The sequence below is a fragment of the Atopostipes suicloacalis DSM 15692 genome, assembly GCF_900129085.1.
GTDB classification, from domain to species: domain Bacteria; phylum Bacillota; class Bacilli; order Lactobacillales; family Carnobacteriaceae_A; genus Atopostipes; species Atopostipes suicloacalis.
Genome location: NZ_FQUF01000020.1, coordinates 6,662 through 18,914 on the forward strand (window position 1 = coordinate 6,662; position 12,253 = coordinate 18,914).

Consider the following 12,253-nt stretch of genomic DNA (forward strand, 5'->3'; position numbering starts at 1 on the left):
TAAATTAATCACCGCCCACGAATCGAAAAAAATTACGCGCTGGAGCAATCACCGCCCACAAATCGGAAAAATCTGCGAGCTAAATCGATTACCGCACACAAATCGCAGATAATTGCGCGCTAAATTAATCACCGCACACAATTCGCAAAAATTTGCGCGCTAAATTAATCACCGGCCACAAATCACAAAAAATTACGCGCTAAATCAATCACCGCACACAAATCACAAAAAATTGCGCACAGACACTTTCCACCGCCCACAAATCGCCGAAATAAAATCGCTGGGACTATTTTAGACGTTTCCAGAAACTTACGTCGGCTGGTTTAAAAGAGAAGAGTGTCTATCGAACATATTTTCTAGTATAATAGAGCCATAAATAAAAAAAGGAGGGTGACGAAAAATGGAATATGGACTTTTAAGATTTAAAGAGCCTAAAAGAGATACGTCGAGAAAAATTATTCATATAGATATGGATGCTTTCTATGCTTCTGTTGAGATTCGAGAAAATCCAAGTTTACGAGGAAAGCCGGTTATTATTGCTCGTCACCCGAAAGAAAGTGGCGGACGGGGAGTTGTAGCGACGGCTAGTTATGAAGCAAGGAAATTTGGCGTGCATTCAGCAATGAGCGCGAAGAAAGCCTTAGAACTATGTCCCGAAGGTGTCTTTGTCGGTGCAAACTTCGATTTATATCGTGAAATTTCCAGACAAATCCATGAAATATTCAGACGTTATACCGATAGTATTCAGCCTTTATCACTAGATGAGGCTTATTTAGACGTAACTGATAATAAAAAGAATATCCAATCCGCCACATTAATCGCCCGCTCCATTCAGCGCGATATTTATAATGAATTGCACTTAACTAGTTCGGCAGGGGTTTCTTATAATAAATTTTTAGCTAAAATTGCTTCTGACTTTAAAAAGCCTGCCGGAATCACCGTAGTGTCACCGAAGAAAGCGCATGAATTTTTGATGCCTTTAGATATTAAAAAATTCTCCGGAGTCGGTGAAAAGACGCTGGAAAAAATGCATGAATTCGGAATTTATACCGGACAAGATTTATATGACAAAACCGAACTAGAACTGTCTAAAAAATTTGGGAAACTGGGTCATTCACTATTTCGAAAAGTTCGTGGAATTGATAATTCAATCGTTGAAGTAGAACGAGAACGAAAATCAGTCGGAAAAGAACGAACTTTTCAAAACGATATTCGACGAGATGACGAAGCCTTACAATTTTTACGTTACATTTCCGCCGAAGTTTTAACGGCCCTTCATAAAAAAGAAATGCACGGAAAAACAGTCGTATTAAAAGTTCGCTATAGCGATTTCGAAACCCACACTCGTCGAAAAACGATGCTTAACTATATTCAAAATGACGACGAATTGTTTTCGGTTGTCTATGGTTTGTGGCAAGAAGTTGGCGAAGCGGAACGAGGAATCCGATTATTGGGAGTGACGATGACAAATTTAGATCCTGTCACGTTTGAAAATATTCCCTTACCCCTTTGGGAACAACATTTATCTGATAAATAATTTAAAATATGGTATACTAATGAACTCTTTCAATAAAAGAAAAGGAAGATTTAAAAAATGACTGAAGATAAATTTTTCGAAATAAAAAAACAAATTCTCATCGAAATAAAAAAATGGGACAAAATTATTATTCATCGCCATGAAAGACCCGATCCAGATGCCTTGGGTTCACAAGGAGGATTGGCTGAATTAATTCGTGCAAGTTTCCCAGAAACAGAAGTTTTTACTGCGGGGGTCGATAACCGAACGCTAGAGTATTTTACTACTATGAATCGACCTGAGGAGAGTGACTATGAAGAAGCTCTAGTCATTGTCGTGGATACCGCAAATCCTCCTCGTATTGATGGAAAAGAAGCTTTAGCGCATGGGAATAAGGTGATAAAAATTGATCATCACCCTGATGAAGATCGCTACGGAGATATTCAGTGGGTGGATCCAACAGCGAGTTCATGTAGTGAAATGATTGCTGATTTGTGGCAAACTTTTCCTGATGAATTAGTGTTAAGCGACGAAGGAGCTCGTCTTTTATATGGAGGGATTGTAGGGGACACGAACCGTTTCTTATATGATGCGACAACACCTAAGACTATGCGTTTGGCGGCAGCTTTGATGGAAAAGGATTTTTCACCTACTGCATTAAACAATCAAATGAATGAAATAAATCCAAAAGTTGCTAAATTAATCGGTTATGTATTAGAAAATTTACACGTCTCAGAAAATGGTGTGGGTTCCATTCTATTAACTGAGAAAATCTTAGGTCGCTTTGGTCTAGAAGATGAAGACACCCATCAAGTAGTTTCCCTTCCAGGAAATATTGCAGGTGTTCTTAGCTGGGGCATTTTTGTCCAACAAAAAGACCACACATTCCGTTGTCGTTTGCGTTCTAAAGGGCCAGTCATTAATGGCATCGCTAAAGAACACGATGGGGGAGGACATCCCTTAGCTAGTGGAGCCAACGCCAAAGATGAAGAAGAAATAAAAGAGATCCTTGAAAAGTTTGAAAAAGCAACAATCGACTTTAAAAAATCAAACCTTTCATAAAAGAAATAGATTTTTATAATAAATGTAGGGAGTCGCCTAAAAAACCAAATGAAATCCTTCTTAAGGCCGATGGAAGTTAGGGTTTAGATCAGATAAAATAAATGTAGCTAAGTTTTTTATAAATAAGAATCAGCACAACAACTTTTTGTGTTGAACAAACTCTACATAGATATAAAAATGAAAATATAATGACTCTTCAAAAAATGCGATTTTTTGCTTAGAAAAGAGAAACATATAAAGTGAATTTTGCCGTCCTAAAAGATAACAAAATACGATAGGCGAAAATACTAAGGTGATTAAAAATGGATAATTTTAAAAAACAAATAAAAGAATATGGTTATAAAGGGTGGACGTTTTTAAAAGAAAAACTCTATCATTTTTGGCTATTCTTCCGTCGTATTTGGAAAAAGTACCATACGACAAAGGTCGGTTTATTGGTCATTTTGATACTGGCCCTTTTTATTAGTGTGGTGGGAACCATTCAAGCCCGCCAAGAGAAGGTGACGAGTTTACATGATAACCTTCAACACACGACGACAATTATCGATGACCAAGGGGAAGAAGCAGGCACGCTGTATTCTCAAAAAGGAACCTTCGTGCCCATTGAACAAATTTCGCCAAATATTCAGCATGCGGTTGTTTCAACGGAAGACAAACGGTTCATGTCCCATCGGGGGTTTGATGTAATCGGAATTGGACGAGCAGCGGTCGGCTATGTTTTACAGGGAAGAATTGTGGGTGGTGGAAGTACCATCACACAACAGCTAGCTAAAAATGCTTACTTGACGCTGGATCAGACGATGCTGCGAAAGATTAAAGAGTTGTTTTTAGCCATTGAAATTGAAAAAAGCTATTCAAAAGAAAGTATTTTAGAAATGTATTTAAATAATTCCTACTTTGGCCAAGGGGTTTGGGGAATTCAAGATGCTTCTCTTAAATATTTTAATAAAAATGCCGCTGATTTAAGTATTAGTGAAGCAGCAACGTTAGCAGGAATATTAAAAGCACCGACTTATTATAATCCCATCGATAATTATGAAGCTTCTATTGAACGAAGAAATGTGGTCTTAAGATTAATGGCAGATAACGAGTCCATTACTGAAGAGGACCGCCAAGTTGCCGCCGCACAAGACCTTCAATTAATTGATGGCTATAATAATACAGATGATTATCGCTACCCTTATTACTTTGATTCGGTTATTTCTGAAGCCATTGATCGATATAAACTCGAAGAACAAGACATTTTAAATGGTGGATATACGATTTATACCAATCTTAACCAGCAACAGCAGCAGCAAATGACGGCTGTTTATAATCAAGACTATTTATTTGAATCGGCCGAAGATGGTGAAAGATCACAAAGTGCTTCAATTAGCTTAAATCCTCAAACTGGAGGGATTACGGCGATTGTTGGTGGACGAGGAGATTACACGTTTCAAGGCTTCAACCGAGCGATACAGATGCGTCGTCAACCCGGCTCAACGATTAAACCACTTAGCGTTTATGCGCCTGCATTAGAAGCGGGATATAAAATAGAAGATACATTAATTGATGAAGAACACACCTATGGCGAAGGGGATATTGCTTGGTCGCCAACCAATGTGGATCACACGTATGCAGGGGAAATCCCAATGTATCAAGCCCTTGCTGAAAGTAAAAACGCGGCAACAGTTTGGTTGCTGGATGAAATTGGCATTCGTCGAGGATACAATAAACTGAAACAATTTGGTATTCCTGTTTCCGATGATGATTACCATCTTGGAGCCATCGCACTAGGTGGAATGGACAGAGGGGTTACTCCCCTTGAGCTAGCCAGTGCTTATTCCGTCTTCGCAAATGACGGAGTACAAGTGGAACCTCATTTTATTACAAAAATTGTTGATGCTACAGGTGCCGTTGTCGCTGAAAATAACAATCCTCGCGAGAAACGAATTCTATCGAAAAGTATAAATGACGATATGAATCGGATGTTACTGAATGTATTTACCAACGGAACCGGTCAAACCGTCCAACCTGCCGGCTATGAAATTGCTGGAAAAACAGGGACCACAGGCACAGAGAGTGGGAACGGAAATACGGATCAATGGCTAGTCGGTTATACGCCTGACTTAGTCATCGCTTCTTGGCAAGGGTATGATAAAACAAACGAGAATCATTATTTGAAAACCAGCACAAGCGCCGGAATCGGCCAAGTCCTTAAACAAGAATTCGAAACGATGTTATCTTACACTGAACAAACCCAATTTGCAGTAGACGATAGCGATATTGAAGTTGTAGAAAAAGATAAGCGTCGCGAAGAAACGATCGAACGAATTCAAGAAGGCCTCCAAAAATCAGGAGAAGTTATAAAAGATACCGGTAAAAAAGCCGTCAATGAAGCAAAGAAAATCATTAAGTCTTTCCTAAATCAATAAACCAAAAGGAATTTTGGGTATTTTAAACATATGGTGGAATTAGAGCCGCTATTTTTGATATACTTCAGGGGATGAGAGGAGGAATAAAATGGCTAACATTTATGATACAGCTAACCAACTCGAAGGTGAACTACGCGAAGCTGAGCAATACAAAGCATTAGCAAAAGCGTATGAAGAAATCAGAGCAGACGAAGCAGCAAGTGAAGTGTTAACAGAATTCCAAGCACTACAACAAACACTTTATGAAAAACAGCAAGCAGGCGAAGAAATCAGTGAAGAAGAAGCATTACAAGCGCAAAATGTTTCTGGTAAAATGACTGAAAATGAATTAACGATGGAATTAATGGAAAAAGAACGTGCTTTAAACCAAGTACTTAATGACATTAATGGCATCATCATGAAACCTGTACAAGATATTTATCAAGGGTAAATCATCTCTTCAAAAATTAGAGATAAATTAAAATTTTCTAGCTTATGGGGGGAACAAGCAACAGTTTCCCCAAAACTAGTAAAACCGAACATTTTGGCTGGCTGTAAAAGCGAGCCAATTTTTCCAAACAAAAAAGAACATGTGTGCGCGTTTAGAAGTATGGAAAAGCCCCTCTCGCTTTCCAAACCCCTTCATAAAACACGAATTAAAATCCGTTTTAAAAATAAAAAATGAAAGATAAGAAGAACTCATAGGAGGTGAGTGGATGATACGATTTATTCATGCAGCAGACTTACATCTAGATACACCCTTTAGCGGCTTAGAACAAACATCAAAAGAATTAGCAGAGAAATTACGAAAAGCCCCTATACTATCTTTCGCAAAAATAGTCGACCAAGCAATTGAAAAAGCCGTCGATTTTGTTTTATTATCAGGAGATTTATACAATACCAAGCAAGTAAACATTAAAGCGCAAAGTCTGTTTATCGAGCAACTCCAACGATTAGATAAAACTGAAATCCCTGTATTTCTAATTCGGGGAAACCATGACTTTTTAACGGAAGAAACTCAGACATTATCACTGCCTTTTCCCAAAAATGTAACGACATATGGACCGGAAATTAAAACGGAAATTTTCGAAACAAAAACGAATGAGCGTATTGCGATTACTGGGTTTAGCTATGACCGACAATGGATCACGACGCGTAAAATTAAAGAGTATCCTAATCGACAGCCGCATGTAAATATGCACATTGGCTTATTGCATGGGGCAATAGAAACTTCCAAAACACGAGAAGCCAATTACGCGCCTTTTAGTATTCAGGAATTGCAAGAAAAAAATTATGACTACTGGGCATTAGGACATATTCACCAATTTCAGCAAATCTCCAAGCAGCCGCCAGTTTACTATTCCGGTAATATTCAAGGCTTGCATAAAAATGAAACAGGAGAAAAAGGGTGTTTATTTGTGGAGTGGTCGCCCCGGGAGCATACCGTCCAATTCCTCCCAACCGCACCAGTGATTTGGGATTCGTTGACGCTCGACCTGTCAAAAATTAAACACCTTTCTGATTTCATTCAAACGCTAAAAGAAAATATTGCAGCAAAAGAATACAAACAAGATGTTTTAGTCCATCTGGTTGTGAAAACACAAGTAGAGGATGACCAGGATCTGATTCGTATTCTTCAGGAAAAAGAATTTAAGGAACAACTGACCCAGCAGCTCGGATTTTCGAATGTTTGGATTGTGTCGGTGGAACTAACGGTGGAAGAAGCTGCAAACCACCAAGCCCTACAACAAATGTACCCAGAAGAGTGGGAAGCTTCCCTTCGAAAAATCGACCAATATGGTGCCTTTAACGAATTGACGGAAAATATTTTTGAGCAAATTCCCGCAAAATATTTAAACCAAACCAATTCGCAAGAATATCGCTTGGAAATGGTGCAAAAAGCACTCGCAAAATTACATTTAAAATAAGCAATCAGCTAGGAGGTGAATAGATGCGAATTAAACAGTTAGAAATTTATGGCTATGGAAAATGGGTCGATCAAACCTTTGATCTGGTCAATGATGTCCAACTTTTTTATGGGGCCAATGAAGCGGGAAAATCAACCTTGATGTCTTTTATACATAGTATTTTATTTGGCTTTCCTACACGCAATAGCACGCTTTTGCGTTATGAACCCCATGAAAGCTCGAAATATGGTGGGAAAATTATGGCAGAAGATCCGCGATTTGGCCAAGTGGTGATTGAACGAGTCCATGGAAAAGTGACCGGGAATGTTACGGTGACTTTAGAAGATGGCACGACGGGAGCAGATGAATTACTAGATACCCTCCTTTCAGGAATGACTCGAGAAACCTTTCAAAATATTTTTTCGTTTTCTTTATCTGATATTGAAAATGTGCACCAATTAAATAAAAACCAATTGAATCGTTATTTATTAAATATCGGCGCCCATGGAACCGATGATTATTTAGATTATATTGATGAGTTTAAAAAAGAAGCGGACAAGCTATACCGACCAACAGGACGGGTCTTGCCATTAAACCAGCAATTGGCCACTTTAGAGAATCAGGAAAAACGGTTAGGTGAACTCGAAGCACGAAATGAAAGCTACTTAGATTTAATCGAAGAAAATAATCGCCAATTAATTGAAATGGAGCAATTGGAAAAGAACCGCGACCAAGTAGAAAAACGTTTAGCGGATGTTTTAGAAATAAAAAAAGAATGGCATATTTATGAAGAAATCAAAACACTGCAAGCAAGCATTCGAAAAACAAATTTACCCCCATTAAAAGAAGATGGTCATTACTTATTTGAAGAATATAAAAAAGAATGTTCAAAAATAAACGAACAACTTCAAGAAATTAATTTAGCAATCACTCAGCAAAAAGAAACACTCACAAACCCTGAAATGATGCAACAATATGAGCAACACCAACAAGAAATTACTGAATTAGAACAAGCCTTACCAGAAATGATGGAACAATTAGGAGATTATCAGTTTCTTTCCAATCAACAAACAGAAAATCAAAAACAACTCCTTTTATTAAATCGACAATTAAAACGTGAACAAAACACTACGGAACCGGTCGTATTTACAGAAGTAGAAAAGGAAAATGTTCAAGAATGGCTTGTTTCTCATGAACAATTAGAAGAGAAATTAGTCGCTCTCCAAATAGCACTTCAAAAACTTGAAAATGAATTAAATTTAAAAAATCAGCAATTGGATCAAATTGAAGCCATCATGTGGGACAGTGAGACCCTTCGTAGCATAGAAGATGAATTGGCTACAGAAGAAAGCATAGAGAAAGCCCCAGAAGAGAAACCGAAAAAAAGCTATCTTTTAAGTGGCGGACTTGCGTTATTTGCCTTGCTAGCCTCCTTTTTTGTCCAACCACCCATTCAGTGGGTTACTTTAGGTCTTGGATTACTAAGCTTAGCTGGAACTTTTCTTCTATTTGTAAAACGAGATAAAAAAAAACTAGCTCCAAACAAAGAACCCTCTGCATTTATGGTGCAAGAATATGAAAAACAAAGCCAACTAAAAGAGCAATGGCGAGATCTCTTAGGTGAAATTGATTCCGTTCAAGCACATTATCAAGAACAATTAAAAATAAAAGAAAGCTACCTTCACAAACAAAGACTGATTAAAGACCACTGGCAAGCTCTTTTGCGTGAGCACAAGCTTTCCGAATACTTAGATTTTATAGAAGCCACACAAATCATCGAACAAAGTAATACACTACTCGATCGGCTTCACAAAAACAAAAAGGTACAGCAAACACTAAACGAACGGGCAGAAGCTTTGAAGCCGCCAACCGATAAAATTTCAAAACTTCTTGAACTCCCGGAAGAATTGTCATTTAGTGAGAAAATTGCTCGTTTCCGCACTTATTTATCCAAACTCCAGCTCATCCTGAATGACGAAGCGAGTAAAATGGAGAAATTGTCTGCTTTACGACAAGAAAAGAAACAGCTCGTAGCCAGTAAGCAAAATACCCAAAACAAAATGATCACTTTAATTGAAACAGCAGGTGCTAAAGATGAAGCAGCTTTTTTTGATTTATACAAACAAAAAGAAGCACTTGATGCGAAAAAAAGTCGTCTCCTCTTTTTAAAAGAAAATGCGCCGTCATTTAACGAAGAGAACGAATTACCGACTAAAGAAGAATTGAAGAAAAAAGAAGCCAAACTTCGTGAGGACTTACAAGTTTTAGCGGAACAAAATAAAGCGGCTTTGCGAGAATCGGCCAATACGCAATTGTCGATTGAGCGTCTGGAAGAGGATGGGACGTATACAGAAGAGTTGCAGAATTTTGAAAACCAAAAGGCGACTGCTCAACATTTAGTGGATGAATGGGTTTCAAATAAAGTGGCCGCGGGTATTCTTCGAGAAACCTTGAATCAAGTGACTCAGGACCGTTTTGAGGAAATTCTTTTTGATGCGGAAACGTATTTTAACTTGTTAACGGAGGAAAAATACGAGAAAATAGTCTTTAAGAATGAAGAATTATTTGTTCAGCATCGAAAAGGCCGTATGGAAGATGTGCGAGTCTTGTCACGAGGAACGGCAGAACCTTTATATGTTGCGATTCGTTTGGCTTATATAAAAAATACCCAAAAAGTGATGGAGTTACCGGTCATTATGGATGATCCTTTTGTTAATTTTGATTCCACCCGCCAAAAAAATATGTATCAATTGATGCAGTATTTAGGCAAGGATTTGCAAATCATTTATTTTACGTTTGATCCCAGTGTTCATTCGCAATTTGAAGTAGAGCAAATCACAAATTTAAAGGATTTTTAATTTAAATAGTTAAAATTTTAGGAGAAAGAGGTAAGAAAATGGAGAAAAAACTATATGATTATGAAATGGATGCGATTGTAGAATTATTTTTACTCATTAAAAGTACTGCTGAGCGCAAAACGCGTGCAGGGAAACCTTTTTTGACCATCACATTTCAAGATACCAGTGGAGAAATGACGGGAAATTTATGGGATGTTTCACCTGAGCAATTGGAAATGTATACCCCTTCAGCAGTTGTTCATGTGAAAGGAAAACGGGAAGAGTATAATGGTCAGCCCCAATTAAGAATAGATAAAATTCGCTTAGCGGATGATAGTGAGCCGAATAATCCTGAGCTTTATGTAAAGCGGGCGCCATTAAACCGAGAAACTATGATTGAAAAATTGAATGACGTTATTTTTGAAATTACCAATCCAAGCATGAATCGTATTGTCCGTTTTTTATTAAATAAATACAATAAAGAATTTTTCCATTCACCAGCCGCAAAATCAAATCATCATGCCTTTAATGGAGGCTTGGCTTATCACACCATTTCAATGCTTGAATTGGCGAAAACAATTGAAGACTATTACCCAAATATTAACCGTTCCCTTCTTTATGCGGGGTTAATTTTACATGATTTAGGAAAAGTGATTGAACTAAGTGGACCAACCGCAACGGAATACACACTTGAAGGACAGCTAATCGGTCATATCGTACTCGTGGATCAAGAAATTACAAAAGCTTGCGAAGAATTAAAAATTCCCACAGATACAGAAGACGTGCTTTTATTGCGCCACGTCATTCTCGCGCACCATGGCCAGCTAGAATATGGCTCTCCCGTGCGACCACAAGTAAAAGAAGCAGAAATTATCCACTACCTCGACCAAATTGACGCGAAAATCAACATGATGGAAGACGACTTATCGAAAACAGAACCCGGAGATTTCACAACAAAAATTTGGGCCCTCGAGAACCGTCGTTTTTACAAACCAACGATCACGGATCATCATGCAGAAGATGAAGATTAACAACCTTTATTCTCAAAAGCTCTACCAGGTAAAACACGATAAAGTAGGCGCATTCTAAAAATAGAAGCCGCCAATTATCCTTAAAGTGGATTATAAATATGCATATATTAAAACTAAATTTAATAATCTTTGTCGGTTTCGAAATTTGTGTGAAGTTTTCAGGTTGCATTTTACTTAAGGATAAGATGTATGGTATATTACACAAGTATTGGTTCTCGCATTTAGAGAATAAATCTTAGTTAATAGGAAGTGTAAAAACAGAATGAAAAAATTGTTATTATCAACATTTGCAGCGTCTGCTTTATTACTAGCAGGTTGTTCAAATGACCCAGAAGTTGCTTCAACCGAAGCAGGTCGTATTCGCGAAGCGGAGCTTTACGAAGCGATGAAAGATGAACCCCTACAGAGTGGGATGACAGTAGGAGAGACTGTCCTTCAAAAATTACTAATGGAAGATATTTTTGAACACACATACGGAGACCAAGTAACGGATGAAGATGTCGATGAAGAATTCGCCGCTTCTGCCGAACAATTTGGTAGTGTCGAGGATTATGAGTCTCTTTTAGAAATGCAAGGAATGGATGTAGACTATATTAAAGATAACATCCGTTTAACCCTTTTAATTCGTGCAGCTGTTGAGGATAGTGTGGAAGTTACAGACGAAGAGGTCGAATCTCTTTATGAAGAACAACGTCCCGACTATACAGCCCAACATATTTTAGTTGAAGATGAAGAGCTTGCAAAAGATATCATTGCTCAATTAGAAGACGGTGCAGATTTTGCTGAATTAGTTGAAGAACATTCAACCGACCCAGGTAGTTTAGATACCGAAGGGAAATATACATTTAGCGAAGGTGAAATGGTTCCTGAATTTGAAGAAGCCGTAGAAGCTTTAGAAGTAGACGAAACAACTTCTGAACCTGTAAAATCTGATAGTGGCTACCATGTCATTCGCCGATTAGAATTAGAATATGCACCGCTTGAAGATCAACAAGAAGATTTAAAAGCTCAAGTACTTGATAATTATACAAACGATGAGCAATTCATGAGCGAACTTGTTTCAAAACTTGCCAAAGAAGCGAATGTTCAAATCGCCGATGACGATCTAAAAGGTGCAATGGCTGCCTATATGCCTCAAGACGAAGAAGAAGAGCCAGCTGAAGATGTAGAAGAAGAAGCACCAGCTGACGAATCCGATGAGTCTGAAGAAACAGACGAACAAACTGATGCAGACGCTAATGCAGATGCAGAAAATTCAGATTCTGAATAATATAGAATTTAAAAGCACGATTTATCTCGCGATAGGTCGTGCTTTTTCTTTTTGGCGAGAAATATTTTATAAGAAGGCGGAGTGACTGAAGAAAAACTCTACCAGTAACGTCCATCACGTGCGAATAGCAAAAAAGAGCGTGCACCTCCGTTTATCGCACAAAAATAACGAGAAAGTGTGCGTAAACACCTTCTACCACGCACAAACAGCAAAAAAGTGCGCGCTAATATCTCCATC

8 protein-coding genes are annotated in these 12,253 nt (G+C 38.1%); all 8 read left to right on the forward strand.

Translation table 11 applies throughout. From position 1 onward, the window contains the following. Positions 1 to 400 precede the first annotated feature (400 nt). The 8 genes from dinB (at position 401) to BUB96_RS06945 (ending at position 12,016) form a co-directional block, all read left to right on the forward strand. Entirely contained in the window at positions 401 to 1,537 is a 1,137-nt protein-coding gene (dinB, locus tag BUB96_RS06910; protein ID WP_073298148.1) for a DNA polymerase IV, read from the forward strand. Between the two features lie 57 nt (positions 1,538 to 1,594). Beyond that, positions 1,595 to 2,578, forward strand: coding sequence for a DHH family phosphoesterase (locus BUB96_RS06915; RefSeq protein WP_073298149.1), 984 nt, complete (start codon positions 1,595 to 1,597; stop codon positions 2,576 to 2,578). Positions 2,579 to 2,880: 302 nt separating this feature from the next. Next, entirely contained in the window at positions 2,881 to 4,992 is a 2,112-nt protein-coding gene (locus tag BUB96_RS06920; RefSeq protein ID WP_073298150.1) for a PBP1A family penicillin-binding protein, read from the forward strand. A gap of 88 nt (positions 4,993 to 5,080) precedes the next feature. Further along, positions 5,081 to 5,422 (forward strand): YlbF/YmcA family competence regulator, encoded by a 342-nt coding sequence (locus BUB96_RS06925; RefSeq protein WP_073298151.1) that lies wholly within the window; start codon positions 5,081 to 5,083, stop codon positions 5,420 to 5,422. Between the two features lie 265 nt (positions 5,423 to 5,687). After that, a complete protein-coding gene (locus BUB96_RS06930; RefSeq protein ID WP_073298152.1) occupies positions 5,688 to 6,899 on the forward strand; it encodes a DNA repair exonuclease in 1,212 nt (403 codons plus the stop codon). A 23-nt stretch (positions 6,900 to 6,922) separates the two neighbouring features. Beyond that, positions 6,923 to 9,736: an ATP-binding protein gene (locus tag BUB96_RS06935; RefSeq protein WP_073298153.1), complete on the forward strand. Its 2,814-nt coding sequence runs from the start codon at positions 6,923 to 6,925 to the stop codon at positions 9,734 to 9,736. A 38-nt stretch (positions 9,737 to 9,774) separates the two neighbouring features. Further along, the gene (locus BUB96_RS06940; RefSeq protein ID WP_073298154.1) at positions 9,775 to 10,746 is read left to right on the forward strand and encodes a 3'-5' exoribonuclease YhaM family protein; all 972 of its coding nucleotides are present in this window, start codon (positions 9,775 to 9,777) and stop codon (positions 10,744 to 10,746) included. Positions 10,747 to 11,008: 262 nt separating this feature from the next. Beyond that, positions 11,009 to 12,016: a peptidylprolyl isomerase gene (locus BUB96_RS06945; protein ID WP_073298155.1), complete on the forward strand. Its 1,008-nt coding sequence runs from the start codon at positions 11,009 to 11,011 to the stop codon at positions 12,014 to 12,016. The last annotated feature ends 237 nt before the right edge of the window (positions 12,017 to 12,253 follow it).